The sequence below is a fragment of the Streptomyces sp. HUAS ZL42 genome, from assembly GCF_040782645.1.
Classification (GTDB): domain Bacteria; phylum Actinomycetota; class Actinomycetes; order Streptomycetales; family Streptomycetaceae; genus Streptomyces.
The window spans coordinates 3,218,823-3,234,391 of the sequence record NZ_CP160403.1 but is presented as its reverse complement, the minus strand read 5'-3'; the positions used below and the strand labels follow the sequence as shown (position 1 = coordinate 3,234,391).

Annotated in this window: 14 protein-coding genes; 10 read left to right on the top strand and 4 right to left on the bottom strand. The window is 70.6% G+C overall.

Annotation, left to right across the window (positions count from 1 at the left end; translation table 11 throughout):
- Positions 1-279: 279 nt before the first annotated feature.
- On the top strand, positions 280-1,911 hold the full coding sequence (pruA, locus tag ABZO29_RS14735) for an L-glutamate gamma-semialdehyde dehydrogenase (RefSeq protein WP_367320635.1): 1,632 nt from the start codon (positions 280-282) through the stop codon (positions 1,909-1,911).
- Between the two features lie 76 nt (positions 1,912-1,987).
- A complete protein-coding gene (locus ABZO29_RS14730; protein ID WP_367320634.1) occupies positions 1,988-2,860 on the top strand; it encodes an alpha/beta fold hydrolase in 873 nt (290 codons plus the stop codon).
- A 30-nt stretch (positions 2,861-2,890) separates the two neighbouring features.
- Here ABZO29_RS14730 and ABZO29_RS14725 read toward each other — a convergent pair whose 3' ends face one another.
- On the bottom strand, positions 2,891-3,097 hold the full coding sequence (locus ABZO29_RS14725; RefSeq protein WP_367320633.1) for a DUF5988 family protein: 207 nt from the start codon (positions 3,095-3,097) through the stop codon (positions 2,891-2,893).
- Between the two features lie 89 nt (positions 3,098-3,186).
- On the bottom strand, positions 3,187-4,134 hold the full coding sequence (locus ABZO29_RS14720; RefSeq protein WP_367320632.1) for an NADP-dependent oxidoreductase: 948 nt from the start codon (positions 4,132-4,134) through the stop codon (positions 3,187-3,189).
- 329 nt (positions 4,135-4,463) lie between these two features.
- Between ABZO29_RS14720 and ABZO29_RS14715 the strand changes: the two genes are divergently transcribed.
- Complete coding sequence (locus ABZO29_RS14715; protein WP_015493350.1) at positions 4,464-4,595, top strand: hypothetical protein; 132 nt, start codon at positions 4,464-4,466, stop codon at positions 4,593-4,595.
- Between the two features lie 73 nt (positions 4,596-4,668).
- Here ABZO29_RS14715 and ABZO29_RS14710 read toward each other — a convergent pair whose 3' ends face one another.
- A complete protein-coding gene (locus ABZO29_RS14710) occupies positions 4,669-6,183 on the bottom strand; it encodes a purple acid phosphatase family protein (protein WP_367326140.1) in 1,515 nt (504 codons plus the stop codon).
- Positions 6,184-6,428: 245 nt separating this feature from the next.
- Between ABZO29_RS14710 and ABZO29_RS14705 the strand changes: the two genes are divergently transcribed.
- The 6 genes from ABZO29_RS14705 to cimA all read left to right on the top strand — a co-directional run bounded on the left by ABZO29_RS14705 (position 6,429) and on the right by cimA (position 13,541).
- Positions 6,429-7,472, top strand: a complete 1,044-nt coding sequence (locus tag ABZO29_RS14705; RefSeq protein ID WP_367320631.1) for a 3-isopropylmalate dehydrogenase — start codon at positions 6,429-6,431, stop codon at positions 7,470-7,472.
- A 281-nt stretch (positions 7,473-7,753) separates the two neighbouring features.
- Positions 7,754-8,842 carry a branched-chain amino acid aminotransferase gene (locus ABZO29_RS14700; protein ID WP_367320630.1) on the top strand — a complete coding sequence of 363 codons (1,089 nt, stop codon included), beginning with the start codon at positions 7,754-7,756 and terminating at the stop codon, positions 8,840-8,842.
- A gap of 131 nt (positions 8,843-8,973) precedes the next feature.
- The gene (locus tag ABZO29_RS14695) at positions 8,974-10,044 is read left to right on the top strand and encodes a hypothetical protein (RefSeq protein ID WP_367320629.1); all 1,071 of its coding nucleotides are present in this window, start codon (positions 8,974-8,976) and stop codon (positions 10,042-10,044) included.
- Positions 10,045-10,059: 15 nt separating this feature from the next.
- Positions 10,060-11,379 (top strand): KamA family radical SAM protein, encoded by a 1,320-nt coding sequence (locus ABZO29_RS14690; protein WP_367320628.1) that lies wholly within the window; start codon positions 10,060-10,062, stop codon positions 11,377-11,379.
- A 3-nt stretch (positions 11,380-11,382) separates the two neighbouring features.
- Positions 11,383-11,589, top strand: a complete 207-nt coding sequence (locus tag ABZO29_RS14685) for a hypothetical protein (RefSeq protein ID WP_367320627.1) — start codon at positions 11,383-11,385, stop codon at positions 11,587-11,589.
- A gap of 344 nt (positions 11,590-11,933) precedes the next feature.
- Positions 11,934-13,541 (top strand): citramalate synthase, encoded by a 1,608-nt coding sequence (gene cimA / locus ABZO29_RS14680; RefSeq protein WP_367320626.1) that lies wholly within the window; start codon positions 11,934-11,936, stop codon positions 13,539-13,541.
- A gap of 7 nt (positions 13,542-13,548) precedes the next feature.
- Here cimA and ABZO29_RS14675 read toward each other — a convergent pair whose 3' ends face one another.
- Complete coding sequence (locus ABZO29_RS14675) at positions 13,549-14,031, bottom strand: hypothetical protein (protein ID WP_367320625.1); 483 nt, start codon at positions 14,029-14,031, stop codon at positions 13,549-13,551.
- 151 nt (positions 14,032-14,182) lie between these two features.
- On the opposite strand from ABZO29_RS14675, the gene ABZO29_RS14670 reads away from it, so the two are divergent.
- A complete protein-coding gene (locus tag ABZO29_RS14670; RefSeq protein WP_367320624.1) occupies positions 14,183-15,550 on the top strand; it encodes a hypothetical protein in 1,368 nt (455 codons plus the stop codon).
- The last annotated feature ends 19 nt before the right edge of the window (positions 15,551-15,569 follow it).

The following is a 15,569-nucleotide window of genomic DNA, read 5'->3' as shown; positions in this document are numbered from 1 at the left end:
GGTTTCTGCCGGGGGTCCGGGGGTTGGCCCCCGGGGGGGCGCAGCATGAGGCGGCTCGCTGAGAAGCCGGCGAACCTGCGGTTTTTCCTGCGGAGCGTGGTCGGTCATGGCTGATGCATCTGGGTTGTGCTGTGGCTTCTGCCGGGGGTCCGGGGGTTGGCCCCCGGGGGGCGCAGCATGAGGCGGCTCGCTGAGAAGCCGGCGAACCTGCGCTTCTTCGCGCGAAGCATGATCACCAAGGGCTGACCCACACCGCTCAAGTCAAGGAGTACGGAACACATGGACGCTGTGACACAGGTCCCCACCCCCGTCAACGAGCCGGTGCACGGCTACGCCCCCGGCTCGCCCGAGCGCGCCCGCCTCGAGGCCAAGCTGAAGGAACTGGCGGAGAACCCGATCGACCTGCCCTGCACGATCGGCGGCGAGAAGCGGTTGGGCGGCGGTGACGCGTTCCAGGTCGTCCAGCCGCACAACCACAAGGCCGTGCTCGGCACGTACCGCAACGCGACCCAGCAGGACGCGCAGGACGCCATCGACGCGGCCCTCGCCGCCGCGCCCGCCTGGCGCGCGATGTCCTTCGACGACCGCGCGGCGATCATCCTGCGCGCCGCCGAACTGCTGGCCGGCCCGTGGCGCGAGACGATCGCCGCCTCCACCATGCTCGGCCAGTCCAAGACCGCCCAGCAGGCGGAGATCGACGCCCCCTGCGAGCTGATCGACTTCTGGCGCTTCAACGTCCACTACGCCCGCCAGATCCTGGCCGAGCAGCCCGTCGCCAACGCTCCGGGCGTCTGGAACCGCCTCGACCACCGACCGCTGGAGGGCTTCGTCTACGCGATCACCCCGTTCAACTTCTCGGCGATCGCGGGCAACCTGCCGACGGCCCCCGCCCTGATGGGCAACGTCGTCGTCTGGAAGCCGTCCCCGACGCAGACCCACGCCGCCGTGCTGCTGATGCGGCTGCTGGAGGAGGCGGGCCTGCCCAAGGGCGTCATCAACCTTGTCACCGGCGACGGCGTCGAGGTCTCCCAGGTCGCCCTGGTCCACCGTGACCTGGCCGGCATCCACTTCACCGGCTCGACCAGGACCTTCCAGTACCTGTGGAAGACGGTCGGCGCCAACATCGAGAGGTACCGCTCCTACCCGCGTCTGGTCGGCGAGACCGGCGGCAAGGACTTCCTGGTCGCCCACCCGTCGGCCGACCGCGCGGTGCTCAAGACCGCCCTGACCCGCGGCGCCTTCGAGTACCAGGGCCAGAAGTGTTCGGCGACGTCCCGGGCGTACATCCCGGCGTCGATCTGGAACTCCGGCTTCAAGGAGGAGTTCGCCGCAGAGGTCGACTACCTGACCATGGGTGACGTCACCGACCTCGCCAACTTCATCGGCGCGGTCATCGACGAGCGCGCCTTCGCCAAGAACAAGGCCGCGATCGACCGGGCGAAGGAGGACCCGGCCTGCACGATCGTCGCCGGCGGCTCCTACGACGACTCGGTCGGCTACTTCGTCCGCCCGACCGTCGTCGAGTGCAGCGACCCTGAGAACGAGGTCTTCCGCACCGAGTACTTCGGCCCGTTCCTCGCCGTGCACGTCTACGAGGACGACAAGTACGACGAGATGCTGACCCAGATGGAGTCGGTGTCCGACTACGCCCTCACCGGCTCGGTCGTCGCGAACGACCGTGCGGCAGCCGCGTACACCATGGAGAAGCTGCGCTACGCGGCCGGCAACTTCTACATCAACGACAAGTCCACCGGTGCCGTCGTCGGCCAGCAGCCCTTCGGCGGCGGCCGGGCCTCCGGCACCAACGACAAGGCCGGCGCCCCGCAGAACCTGATGCGCTGGACCCTGACCCGCGCCATCAAGGAGACCCTGGTCCCGCCGACCGACTACACCTACCCGCACATGGGCTGACACCCCCTCACACGCGAACGGGCCAGGCCGAGAACACCTGGCCCGTTCGTGTGCCCGGCCGGGCAGACTCTCCCTCATGACGTGGACGGAGAACGAGACGGAGACGGTCACGGCCGACGACGGCGTACGGCTGTGGGCGTCGCGGTCGGGACACGGTGCCGAGCCGCTGGTGCTGTGCCACGGCGGGCCCGGGCTGTGGGACATGTTCGGGGACGTGGCCGCGCTGCCGGCCGGCCTTGCCACGACTGTGCGCTGGGACCAGCGGGGCTGCGGACGGTCGGAACGGTGCGCCGGGCCGTGGACGAGCGAGCGGTTCGTGGCGGATCTGGACGCCGTACGACGGCATTTCGGCCTCGGCCGCATGGTGTTGCTCGGCCACTCCTGGGGCGCCCAGCTCGCGCTGAGCTACGCGCTGGCGCACCCGGAGCGGGTGAGCTCGCTGGTGTACGTGGCGGGGACCGGCATCGGCCCCGACGCGGACTGGCACCCCGCCTACAAGGAGAACCTCCTCGGACGGCTCGGCCGGGATCCCCAACGGATGGCGCGCTGGCAGGAGCTGACGGACCGTCCGAACCTCTCCGACGAGGAGGAGCGGGAGCGCGCCGTCCTGCAGTGGTCGATCGAGTTCGAGGACCGCGGGCGGGCACTGGAGCACGCCGGGCGCATGGCCGACCCCTGGTTCGGGATCAACGCCGAGTGCAACAAGGCCCTGAACGCCGAGCGGAAGCGGACGTGGGGCACTCCCGAGCTGTACGCGGCCTGCCGGGCGCTCGACGTGCCCGTGCTGATCGTCGACGGCGCCCGGGACATCCGGCCGCGCTCCGCGGTGGACTCGCTGGAGCGGGCCCTGCCGCGCGTGCGGCGGGTGATCCTGCCGGAGGCGGGGCACATGCCGTGGGTCGAGGATCCGAAGGGTTTCCGGGAGGCGGTGACGGCGGTCGTGCGGTGAGCCGGCTCCCGCTCCGAGCCGGAGGAGGTTCTAGCCGGGCATTTCCGTCCGCTCCCACCACTCGTACACGGGCAGCCTGCCTTCGGGCGTGTCCGCCTGCCGCGGGGTCGCCCTGAAATGCTCGTACCCACCGCGGAGCTGGATCTTCACATCCTCTCCTGGGGCGGGAACCGGGACGATCCGCTCGGGCAGATCGTGCGGACCGCCCTCGAGAACTGCTTTGACCTTGTCGTTCATGACGTCACCGTTCCCATTGCCGGAGGCCGATGTCGCGAGCCGCACGGAGGATCAGTCGTGTGGGCGATCCGTCCGCGAGAGCAGCACACCTAGTCGGGGAGGCTGAGTACGATCTTGCCCTTCGTGTGCCCTGTCTCGCCCAGCTCATGGGCCTTGGCCGCCTCCGCGAAGGGCAGCGTCGCCTCGACGTGGACGCGGATGCGCCGGTCGGCCAGGAGGGAGGCGATCTTGGTGAGGCGTGCCCCCGAGGGTTCCACCTGGACGACCGCGAACCGCATCCCACGTGCCTCCACCTCCTCCGGGGCCAGGCCCAGGTTGCCTGGGAGCGCCGAGACCAGCAGGCCGTTCGGACGGAGGGTGTTGAGGGTGCGGGGGCCGTAGTCGCCGCCGACCAGGTCGAGGGCCACGTCGATGTCAAGGACCTCGGCGGCGAAGTCGGCGGTCGTGTAGTCGATCACCTCGTCGGCGCCGAGGTCGTGCAGGAAGCCGTGCTTGTCGGCCCGGGCCGTGCCGACGACGTACGCCCCCTCCGCCTTGGCGAGCTGCACCGCCGCGTGTCCGACGCCGCCCGCCGCCGCGTGGATCAGCACGCGGGTGCCCGGGCCGATGCGGCCGATGTCGATCAGGGCCTGCCAGGCGGTGAGCGTCGCCGTCGGGGCGGCGGCCGCGTGGACGTGGTCGAGGGCGGCGGGCTTGACGGCGAAACAGGTCTCGGGGGCGGCGAGGTGCGCGGCGTAACCGCCGCCGTCGACCTGCCCGAACACCTCGTCGCCTGGACGGAAGAGACTGGCGTCCGGGCCGGCCGCCTCGACCACGCCGGACACGTCCCGGCCCAGCGTGAAGGGAGGCTCCCCGTACAGCGGGGCCGTGCCCGAACGCACCAGCCAGTCGACCGGGTTGACGCCGGCCGCCCGGACCCGCAGGAGGATCTCTCCGGGGCCGGGTTCGGGGAGCGGCCGCTCCCCGATCTCCAGGACCTCCGGGCCGCCGAACCGGCGCTGGGTCATCACCTGGGTGCGGGACTGTGGCGTGGCCATCGGGTCTCCCTCCCGAGTCTCCGGTCCCCCCTCATCGTGCTCTCGGAGCGGGGAGGTCGCTACTCTCCGGGTGACACGTACGGCGAAAGCCCAGTTCAGAGCCGTGTGACTCGATTCACCGTCTCAGATAGTAGGAAGTCCGAGTAATTGTGGAGACAGACGCGCGGTCCTCCCTTACGTTTGTAGAAGCCGAACGTCTCGCTCGACCAAGCGAATGGCGGTCGTGAGCCGGGCCCCGTGCAGGCAACCCCTGCGGCACCGCTCCCCGCCCCATCCGGCGTCTCGTAACCCTTTCCGCACTCCCGGGTTTTCGAAGGAGTCGATTCCCCATGGCCGAGACGACCGTCCGCCGCCGAGTCCGTCACGTCTCCCGTACGAGCGAGTCCGACCGCAAGAACGCCGCCGCCGCCCTCCAGCGCGCCCTCGACCGCCGGGACAACGGCGGCGAGACCGGCCACTGAGCCGCGCACGGCGGACGTACACGTGTCACAACCCTGAGCCGGGAGCCGCACCCGTGTGAGGTGCGGCGCGGTCTCACCCGCCGCGCCGCACCTCGAAATGGTCGATGCGCTCGCCCCTCTGCGCGAGCGCCGAAACCTTCAGCCTCGGGGCCGCGCCGCTCTCCGCCTCCACCGAGAGGAAGGAGAAGCCCCGGTAGCGCACCCGCGACCACTCCACCGTCTCCGGCCTGGCGTGGCGCGACTTCGTCCACTGGAAGGTGTCGACGGACTCGTGCTCGCGCACGTGCCCCTCGTAACTCTCCTGTGCGCCCGCCGGAAAGCCGTACAGATCCTTGCCGCCCCCGCCCGCGGTGACGTACACGATCCCGTCCCGCGCCGGATCCGTGGATCCGCCGATCGGCACCGGCCGGCCCACCTCACCGTTCCTGATGGCGTCCGTCCGCTCGTACACGTGGTTGTGGCCGTTGATCACCAGGTCGACCTGGTGCTCGGTGAACAGCGGCAGCCACTCGGCGCGGATCCCGCCGTCGGAGGCGTGCGCCGAGGTCGAGTACGCGCAGTGGTGGAAGAAGACGACGACGAAGTCGACGCCCTCCGCCGCCCGCAGCTCGCCGAGCCTGCGGTTCAGCCACGCCGTCTGCTTCCCCTCCGTGTAGCCGAAGTTGGCGGGGATCTCGTACGACACGTCGTTCGCGTCCAGCGCCACGAAGCCCACGTTGCCGTACGTGAACGCGTACACGCCCGGCGCCCCACGCGGATCGAAGCCGGTCTCCGGGAGGGAGAATCGGGCCAGTTGGCCGCCGTAGCCGTCGGGGGAGTACCAGGCCTCCATGTCGTGGTTGCCGGTCGTCACCATCCACGGCACGGACCCGGCCACCGGTTCGTTCTGCTCGAAGAACCGGTCCCAGAACGTGGGGTCGTAGCCGTCCGACGTCCTGCCCCGCCCGTTCACGTCGGCGTAGCAGATGTCGCCCGCGTGCAGGTGGAAGGCCGGTTTCCGGCGCAGCAGCACCTGGTCGTTGGCGGCCGCGGCCCGTCCCACGCCCTGGTCGCCGAAGGCGGTGAACACGAAGGTCTCCGGGTTCGCCGGTGCCGTACGGAAGGAGGCGAGGGTGAAGCGGTGCCGCGGGTCGGCCGGGTCGAAGCCGTCGTGGCCGACGCCGTAGTGGTACGTCGTGCCGGGCAGCAGGCCGTCCAGGGTCGCGTGCACGTAGTACTGCTCGACCGCCGGCCGCACACCCGCGACGCCCGGGGTGTGCAGGGCACGCACCTCGGCCTCGACCCTCTCACCCAGGTCGTCGGGCCGGGCGCCGATCCGCAGGTAGGGCTTGCGCACCGCGGACGGCACCTGCCAGGAGATCCGCATCCCCGTCCGCGGATCGGCGCCGAACGCGAGATGGCGGCCGAAGGGAGCGACGGTGGAGCCGGGGGCCGTCGTGAGCGGGGAGACCGAGCGCGTCGGCGCGGAGGAACCCTGCGCCCCCGAGCAGCCCGTCAGCAGCCCGCCCGCCACCGCGCCCGCGGTCACCAGCGTGCGGCGCCGGGACAGCTTCGTGCGCAGGTACTCGTACTGCTCCGCCATGCTCATCCGGCCCGCGAGCTGTGCCGGGATGCCGAAGTCGGGACCGGGGGGTCCGGGGGCCCGCGGCGGAGCCGCTGATGGGGGCAGTGCCCTGGGAAACACAGTCATGTGCTGGAACTTCCCAGCGATTCCCAACCCCCGCCAGGCGTACCGGTGAACGCAACCCGTCAGAATGAAGTTGCCCCCTCGCCTCATGTCCGTATGGCGGACGGCGTGTGTCATCCCATGGGACGAGGAGTAGGGTTCCGGGCATGTCTCGCAGCATCAATCTCGCAGTGATCCCCGGTGACGGCATCGGCCAGGAGGTCGTGGCCGAAGGCCTGAAGGTCCTCTCCGCCGTCCTTCCGCAGGATGTGAAGCTGGAGACCAAGGAGTACGACTTCGGCGCCAAGCGCTACCACGCCACCGGTGAGACCCTCACCGACGCCGACCTCGACTCCCTCAAGAAGCACGACGCCATCCTGCTCGGCGCGATCGGCGACCCGAGCGTCCCGTCCGGCGTCCTGGAGCGCGGCTTCCTGCTCAAGCTCCGCTTCGCCTTCGACCACCACGTCAACCTGCGTCCGTCGAAGCTCCTTCCGGGTGTCGCCACCCCGCTGGCCGGCGAGCCGCAGATCGACTTCGTCGTGGTCCGAGAGGGCACCGAGGGCCCGTACACCGGCAACGGCGGCACCATCCGCAAGGGCACCGAGCACGAGGTCGCCACCGAGGTCTCCGTCAACACCGCCTTCGGTGTGGAGCGCGTGGTCCGCGACGCGTTCGCCCGCGCCCAGGCTCGCCCCCGCAAGAAGCTCGCCCTGATCCACAAGAACAACGTGCTGACCTTCGCGGGTCACCTGTGGACCAACATCTTCAACAAGGTGGCCGCGGAGTTCCCCGAGGTCACCACGGAGTACATGCACGTGGACGCGGCGACCATCTACCTGGTCACGCAGCCTGAGCGGTTCGACGTGATCGTCACCGACAACCTCTTCGGCGACATCATCACCGACCTCGCCGCCGCCGTCTCCGGCGGCATCGGCGTCGCCGCGAGCGGGAACATCAACCCGTCCGGCGAGTTCCCGTCCATGTTCGAGCCCGTCCACGGCTCGGCCCCGGACATCGCCGGCCAGGGCAAGGCCGACCCGACCGCCACGGTCCTGTCCGTCGCCCTGCTCCTGCGCCACCTCGGCTACGAGGGCGAGGCCACCCGCATCGAGGACGCCGTCTCCACCGACCTCGCGGAGCGCGGCGCGCTGCGCACCCGCAGCACCTCCGAGATCGGCGACGCGCTCTCCGTACGAGTAGCCGGCTGACCCGCCGCGCTGCACCAACTCTCGAAGCCGCCGGGTCGCATCCGCACCCGGCGGCTTTTCGTATGCGTCGCCGGGTGCCACCATCTTCCCCTGGGTCGCATTCACGCCGTTTCTCCCCCAGTGCCTTAAGGGCCTGGGTGGTACCCCCAACGGACCCCCGCTTGCGATAATCGAACGCGGAGCCGCGGATTGAGGGAATGCTCGGACGTCCTAGCACTGGCCACTGGCAGTACTGGCGTGAGCGCGGCCCGTCACACACAACCGGTGAAGGACAACTACTCATGACGACGCCCACGATCGAGCTCAAGCCCTCCGCCAGCCCGCTCTCCAGCGCGGAGCGCGAGGCGATCCTCGCCAACCCCGGGTTCGGCCGACACTTCACCGACCACATGGTGACGATCAAGTGGACGGAGGGCCGCGGTTGGCACGACGGCCAGCTCGTGCCGTACGCGCCGATCTCCCTCGACCCGGCCACGATGGTCCTCCACTACGCACAGGAGATCTTCGAGGGTCTGAAGGCCTACCGCCGTCCCGACGGGTCCGTCGCCACCTTCCGCCCGGACAAGAACGCCAAGCGCTTCCAGGCCTCCGCCCGCCGCCTGGCCATGCCCGAGCTGCCGGTCGAGACGTTCATCGAGGCGTGCGACGTACTGGTCCGGCAGGACAAGGCGTGGGTGCCGGCGCACGGCGGCGAGGAGTCCCTCTACCTGCGCCCCTTCATGATCGCCACGGAGGTCGGCCTGGGCGTGAAGCCGGCCAACGAGTACCTCTTCATGGTCATCGCGTCCCCGGCCGGCGCGTACTTCGCCGGCGGCGTCAAGCCGGTCTCCATCTGGGTCTCCGAGGACCGCGTCCGCGCGGTGCCCGGTGGCATGGGCGACGCCAAGACGGGCGGCAACTACGCGGCCTCCCTCCTCGCCCAGGCCGAGGCCGCCGGCAAGGGCTGCGACCAGGTCTGCTACCTCGACGCGGTCGAGCACACGTGGGTCGAGGAACTCGGCGGCATGAACCTGTACTTCGTGTACGACAACAAGATCGTCACCCCGTCGCTGACCGGCTCCATCCTCGAGGGCGTCACCCGTGACTCCCTCCTCAGCGTCGCCCGCGACCTCGGCTACGAGGCCGAGGAGGGCCGCGTCTCCATCGACCAGTGGCAGCGGGACTCCGAGAACGGCACGCTGACCGAGGTCTTCGCCTGCGGCACGGCGGCCGTGATCACCCCCGTCGGCACGGTCAAGCGAGAGGGCGCCGAGTGGAAGCAGTCGGGCGGCGAGCCCGGCGAGGTCACACTGAAGCTGCGCCAGGCGCTGCTGGACATCCAGCGCGGCACGGCCGAGGACAAGCACGGCTGGATGCACGAGCTGGGCTGAGCAACCCCAAACGGGCATACGGACACGGGCCCGTTCGTTCGACGCGTAGCGCTTCCCCCGCGCGGGTATTGACTGATTCCGCGGGGGGAGCGTGCTCTCCCGTGTGTCCACGGCCGGGGGAGGGAGCACGGGTGAGCGGACGGTCGCCGATACCTCGGCTGCGCTGGCTGGCGCGGACGTTACGCACCCCGCGCCGCCCCCAGAGCCTCACTGTGCTCGTGCTGCTCACGGCCTGCGCCGGGTTCCTGTTGTGGAGCTCCCACAGCATGGCCGCCTACGGCCAGAACTTCGCCCTCAACCTCGGCACCGACATCGTCGGCGTCGTCGTCACCATCTTCGTGATCGGCCCGCTGATCTCCCGCGCCCAGGAGGGCCGGGTCCGCGAGCACACCCGGCTGGACTACGAGTGGTTCGCCGCCCAGGTCCACGGCGCCACCTCCAACGTGAAGGTCCTCGACACCTTCTCCAACCTCTTCGGCCCCCAGTTCTCCGAACGCCTCTTCCGGGGCGTCAAGTCGGCCACCGCGCACGGCACGCGCGTGCAGATCCTGCTCCTCGACCCGGACTCCCTCGCCGTCATCCTGCGCGGCCGCGAACTGGGCGAGCGCAGCGCCGACATCCGCCGAGACATCCTGCGCAACCTGCGCACCCTGGACCGGTTCGCCCAGCGCCTCGACGAGAACGCGAGGCAACTGCTCGAAGTACGGCTGTGCTCCACCTCCCCCGGAGTGACGCTCTACCGCTGGGACGAGCGCTGCCTGGTCTCCTTCCTGACCGTCGGCCGGCTCTCGGGCGAGGGCGTCCAGCTGGAGGTCGCCGCCCGCTCCCCGCTCGGCACGTTCGTGGAGCAGCGGTTCGACGAGCTGTGGCAGCAGGGCAAGCCGATGGAACGGTTCACCCGGATGCCGGTCACCCTCGTCGACACGGAGGACGGACGACGCGAGTTCACGTGCCACTTCGTCTTCGTCGACGACTGCCTGTACGTCTCCGCCCCCGACCTCGTCACCTACCTCGCCCGCCACCGTCTCGACCAACTCTCCGCATACAGCGAGGCCCTGAGTGCCGCGGGCGCGCACGAGCTGTTCGTCGTCGACGACGAGAGCGCGCTGCACGAGCAACTCATCCAGCACTTCACGGAGAAGTACGATGCGTCGGCGACCGCCTTCGTCGAACTGCGGCCGCCGGTCCTGGTCACGGAATAGAGGGCCCTGGCACACATGAGTTCAGCGCACCACCCCGCTCCCCCCGGGAGCCCCCGCTTCCGCGCCTTCCTGCCCCGTGATCTGGACGGTCTGCTGCGGCGCGTGCCCCTGTCCGCCACCGATCGCCTCGCCCTGCGGGCGGTGTCGGTGGTCCTGCCGTTCCGCACGAACACGTACGTCGTCGACGAGCTGATCGACTGGTCGGCCGGGCTCGACGATCCGATCTTCCGGCTCACCTTCCCGCAGTCCGGCATGCTGCCCGCGCCCGATCTGCGCCGCATGACGGATCTGCTGGGGCGGGAGGCGCCCAGGGCCGAGATCCAGCGCGCGGCCCACGAGATCCGGATGAGGCTCAACCCGCACCCCTCGGGCCAGCTCGACGCCAACGTCCCCGTGCACGAGGGCCGGCGCCTGACCGGGCTGCAGCACAAGTACCCCGAGACGGTGCTGATCTTCCCGCGCCAGGGGCAGACCTGCCACGCCTACTGCACGTACTGCTTCCGCTGGCCGCAGTTCGTCGGGGAGTCCGACCTGCGCATCGCCACCGACGACACCGCCGCCACCGCCAACTATCTGCGCGCCCACCCGGAGGTCACCAGCGCGCTGATCACGGGCGGGGACCCGATGGTCATGAGCACGGACGTGCTGCGCGGTTACGTCGAACCGCTGCTGGAGATCGACACGATCCGCTCGGTGCGCATCGGTACCAAGTCGCTCGCCTTCTGGCCGTACCGCTTCGTCTCCGACCGGGACGCCGACGATCTGCTCAGGCTCTTCGAGAAGGTGGTGGCGAGCGGCCGTCACCTCGCGCTGATGGCCCATGTCACGCATCCGCGGGAACTGCGGCCGCCGGTCGTACGCCAGGCAGTGCGACGCGTGCGCGACACGGGGGCCGTGATCCGCTGTCAGGGTCCTCTCGTCGCCGGTATCAACGACAGCGCGGACGCCTGGGCCGAACTGTGGGACGAGACGACCACGCTGGGGGCGGTGCCGTACTACCAGTTCGTGGAGCGGGACACGGGGCCCCAGGGCTACTTCGCGGTGCCGCTGGCCCGCGGCCATGCGATCTTCCGCGATGCCTACGCCCGGGTGTCCGGCCTCGCGCGCACCGTGCGCGGACCGGTCATGTCGGCGATGCCCGGCAAGGTCTGTGTGGACGGCGTCGCCGAAGTGGCCGGGGAGAAGGTCTTCGTGCTGCACCTGATCCAGGCGCGCGACCCGCAACTGGTCGACCGGCCGTTCTTCGCCGCGTACGACGAGGGCGCCACCTGGTTCACGGACCTGAAGCCGGCGTTCGGCGCGAGCCGGTTCCTCCCGGGGCTGGAGGTGGGCTGAGCCGTGAACCCCTCACCTGCCCAGCCGGCGCTCACGGCTGCCTGGCTCCTGGTCGCGGTGCTCCTCTCCCTCGTCGTCGCTCTGCTCGCCGTGATCCTCAAGGTCACCCAGGGCGAGGGCCTGGGCGCGGCTCTGCCGTCGGCCGCCGTGGCGTTCGCCGGGACGATGGCGCTGTGCCTGCCCACCTTCACTGCCGCGGGCCTGCTGTAGCAGCGCCGGGCGACGGTTTCGTACGCCGACCCCGCTGAAGCACTGGGTTCGCATACTGAGACGGGCGGTGAGCGCCCGGGCGGCTTGTGCCACACTGCCCCCGTGCTCTCGTTCGCCATGATTATTGGCAGCAGGCGCGCCGGTCCGCAGTGACCGCCACGTACGACCAGGTACGGGCGGCCACCGTCGTCCTCGACCCGCGCGCAGACCTCTCGCACCCGCGAGAGGTTTTTCGCTTTTCTGGCCCACCCACAGCCGGGAGCGAGAGCGCGAGGGACCATGGGGGGACGGTGGAGCCGGTCATTCCGGTACAGACCGAGATCCAACACAGGAGCCTTGACACCATGACCGCATCCAGCGAGCTCGACGATTCGTTTCACGTCTTCGACACCACTCTGCGCGACGGCGCCCAGCGGGAGGGCATCAACCTCACCGTCGCCGACAAGCTCGCCATCGCACGGCACCTGGACGACTTCGGCGTGGGCTTCATCGAGGGCGGCTGGCCCGGCGCCAACCCGCGGGACACCGAGTTCTTCGCCCGCGCGCAGCAGGAGATCGACTTCCAGCACGCCCAGTTGGTCGCCTTCGGCGCCACCCGGCGCGCCGGTGCCAAGGCCTCCGAGGACCCGCAGGTCAAGGCGCTCCTGGACTCGGGCGCCCCGGTGATCACCCTCGTCGCGAAGTCGCACGACCGCCATGTCGAGCTGGCCCTGCGCACGACGCTGGACGAGAACCTCGAGATGGTCCGCGACACGGTGTCCTTCCTGAAGGGAGAGGGCCGCCGGGTCTTCGTGGACTGCGAGCACTTCTTCGACGGCTACCGGGCCAACCCGGAGTACGCGAAGGCGGTCGTACGGACGGCCTCGGAGGCCGGCGCGGACGTGGTGATCCTCTGCGACACCAACGGCGGCATGCTGCCGGCACAGGTCCAGGCGGTCGTCTCCACGGTCCTGGCGGACACCGGCGCCCGCCTCGGCATCCACGCCCAGGACGACACGGGCTGCGCGGTCGCCAACACCCTCGCCGCGGTGGACGCGGGCGCCACCCACGTCCAGTGCACGGCCAACGGCTACGGCGAGCGGGTCGGCAACGCCAACCTGTTCCCGGTGGTCGCGGCACTCGAGCTGAAGTACGGCAAGAAGGTCCTGCCCGAGGGCAAGCTCCGCGAGATGACGAGGATCTCGCACGCGATCGCGGAGGTCGTGAACCTCACGCCGTCCACGCACCAGCCGTACGTGGGCGTGTCCGCCTTCGCCCACAAGGCGGGCCTGCACGCCTCCGCCATCAAGGTCGACCCGGACCTGTACCAGCACATCGACCCGGAGCTGGTCGGCAACACCATGCGCATGCTGGTGTCGGACATGGCGGGCCGGGCCTCCGTCGAGCTCAAGGGCAAGGAACTCGGCATCGACCTGGGCGGCGACCGCGAGTTGGTCGGCCGGGTCGTGGAGCGCGTCAAGGAGCGCGAGCTCAAGGGCTACACGTACGAGGCGGCGGACGCGTCGTTCGAGCTGCTGCTGCGCACGGAGGTGCAGGGCGGCAAGCCCCTGCGCTACTTCGAGGTCGAGTCCTGGCGGGCCATCGTCGAGGACCGCCCCGACGGCACCCACGCCAACGAGGCCACGGTCAAACTGTGGGCGAAGGGCGAGCGCATCGTGGCGACGGCGGAGGGCAACGGCCCCGTCAACGCCCTCGACCGCGCGCTCCGGGTGGCCCTGGAGAAGATCTATCCCCAGCTCGCCAAGCTGGACCTCGTCGACTACAAGGTCCGCATCCTGGAGGGCGTGCACGGCACCCAGTCCACCACCCGGGTCCTGATCTCCACCACGGACGGCAGCGGCGAGTGGTCCACGGTCGGCGTGGCGGAGAACGTGATCGCGGCGTCGTGGCAGGCGCTGGAGGACGCGTACACGTACGGGCTGCTGCGGGCGGGAGTGGAGCCGGCCGAGTGACCGGCGCTCAGCACGAGTCCTCGGCGAGCTCCTCGAACTCGCCGAGGCTCATCGCGCGGTCGTCGGCCCAGACCTGGCCCGGCTTCAGGGCGGTGAGGTCGGCCGCGCGGAAGGTGACGATGCCCGTGTACTCGTAGTTGAACTCGGCCTTGCCGAAGACGAGTTCGTACGTGTACCCGGGCACCAGCCGCTGCTCTCCGGTCGGCCGCGCATGCCATGCGGCCGGCGGCGAGAACAAGGGGAACTCCGCGTCGGCGCCGTGCCGCTTGCCGGGCACCCTCCAGCCGGAGAGGACCCGGTCGGAGCCCGCCGGTGCTCCTCGGAGCGAGAGCCCCTGGATCAGATCGTCGCCGCAGGGCCGCAGCACGGCCTCCGGCGCGCCAGACGCACCCAGCCGAACAGCGACCAGCGGCAGCAGCTCCGCGCCGCACCCGCTCAACAGCATTGCCCCGGCCACCACACCCGCCACGGCCGCTCCCGCATTTCTCATGTCACCTTGACCACATCACTGGTCGCAGGGTTGCACGAAGACCGCCCGGGCCGGTCGCGGGAGCCGACCGCGGCCGGCCGGAGGACCTCAGGCATCGCATTTCCGCCACCGAGAATGACCGGATTTGAGCGCCTTCGGGTAGCTTCGAAGTATGAAGGCCGTGCTTCCCACCCGAGGCCCCGCCGGACTGCTGATCGCGTTGGCGCTCGCCGTCCTGACGGCCCTGGCCGTCCTGTCGGCGGGCGCCCCGCGCGCCGAGGCGGCCACGAGTATCTCCGCGATCGCCGCGGCCCTCCGCGAGAACCCGGTCTACGTCGACCCGGCCGCTGCCGCCGAACTGTCGGACGCGGACGAGAACGCGCTGGAGCGGCAGATCGAGGACGCCGACAAGCCCCTCTTCATCGCCGTCCTGCCCGCCGGCTACCCCACGGAGAACCTCTTCACCGACCTGCGCACCGCCACGGGCATCACCGGCCTGTACGCGGTCCGCCTGGGCGACCGCTTCGACGCCCGGGCCGACTCCTCGGTCCTGCCCCCCACGGCCGTACGGAACCTCGTCACCAGCGTCGAGGACGAGAAAGGCACCGCGGCCCAGCTGAACGACTTCACCGACCGCGCCCTGGCCAACATGGGCGGCTCGGCTCCTGCGAGCTGGAGCTCCGGCGACGGCGGCGGGGTGTCGTACACCGGGCTGATCACCGCGGGAGCGGTGCTGGTCGCGGGCGGCGCGGGCGCGTACGCGCTGGTACGGCGCAACCGGCGCCGTCACGAGGAGGAGCAGCGGGCCGCACTGGACAGGCTCCGGGTCGTGGTCGACGAGGACATCACCGCCTTCGGCGAGGAACTGGACCGCCTCGACTTCCACCCGGCCGAACCGGGCGCCGACGACGCGATGCGGGCGGACTACGAACGCGCGCTGGACGCCTACGAACAGGCGAAGACGTTCATGGCGGAGGCACGCAAACCGGAGGACGTCCGTGCGGTCACCGAGGCCCTGGAGGACGGCCGCTTCTCCCTCGCCCAGCTCGCCGCCCGCCGGGAGCGCAGGCCGCTGCCCGAACGCCGCCCGCCCTGCTTCTTCGACCCCCGCCACGGCCCGTCCGTCGCCGACGCCACATGGACGCCCCCGGCCGGTGCCCCGCGCGAGGTCCCGGTGTGCGCGGCCGACCGCACCCGCCTGGCCGACGGCCGCGACCCGGTGATCCGCGAGGTCGACACGGACTACGGCCGCCGCCCGTACTGGGACGCGGGCCCGGCCTACGGCCCCTGGGCCGGCGGCTACTTCGGCGGCGGCATCCTCCCCGGTCTCCTCATCGGCACGCTGCTCGGCAGCATGATGGCCACCCCGTCCTACGCCGCCGACTACGGTGCCGGCTACGGCGACTTCGGCGGCTACGAGGGCGGCGACGTCTCCGGGGCCGACTTCGACTCGGGCGACTTCGGCGACTTCGGGGGCGGCTTCGACGGGGGAGGGGGAGGGGACTTCGGCGGAGGCGGGGACTTCGGGGGAGGGTTCTGAACGGGTGGAGGTCCCTTCT

Coding starts and splice junctions, on each gene's coding strand:
- ABZO29_RS14730 (WP_367320634.1), top strand. CDS start 1,988: ATGACGTGGACGGAGAACGAGACGGAGACGGTCACGGCCGACGACGGC.
- cimA (WP_367320626.1), top strand. CDS start 11,934: ATGACCGCATCCAGCGAGCTCGACGATTCGTTTCACGTCTTCGACACC.
- pruA (WP_367320635.1), top strand. CDS start 280: ATGGACGCTGTGACACAGGTCCCCACCCCCGTCAACGAGCCGGTGCAC.
- ABZO29_RS14690 (WP_367320628.1), top strand. CDS start 10,060: ATGAGTTCAGCGCACCACCCCGCTCCCCCCGGGAGCCCCCGCTTCCGC.
- ABZO29_RS14705 (WP_367320631.1), top strand. CDS start 6,429: ATGTCTCGCAGCATCAATCTCGCAGTGATCCCCGGTGACGGCATCGGC.
- ABZO29_RS14725 (WP_367320633.1), bottom strand. CDS start 3,097: ATGAACGACAAGGTCAAAGCAGTTCTCGAGGGCGGTCCGCACGATCTG.
- ABZO29_RS14715 (WP_015493350.1), top strand. CDS start 4,464: ATGGCCGAGACGACCGTCCGCCGCCGAGTCCGTCACGTCTCCCGTACG.
- ABZO29_RS14675 (WP_367320625.1), bottom strand. CDS start 14,031: ATGAGAAATGCGGGAGCGGCCGTGGCGGGTGTGGTGGCCGGGGCAATG.
- ABZO29_RS14670 (WP_367320624.1), top strand. CDS start 14,183: ATGAAGGCCGTGCTTCCCACCCGAGGCCCCGCCGGACTGCTGATCGCG.
- ABZO29_RS14700 (WP_367320630.1), top strand. CDS start 7,754: ATGACGACGCCCACGATCGAGCTCAAGCCCTCCGCCAGCCCGCTCTCC.
- ABZO29_RS14710 (WP_367326140.1), bottom strand. CDS start 6,183: ATGAGCATGGCGGAGCAGTACGAGTACCTGCGCACGAAGCTGTCCCGG.
- ABZO29_RS14720 (WP_367320632.1), bottom strand. CDS start 4,134: ATGGCCACGCCACAGTCCCGCACCCAGGTGATGACCCAGCGCCGGTTC.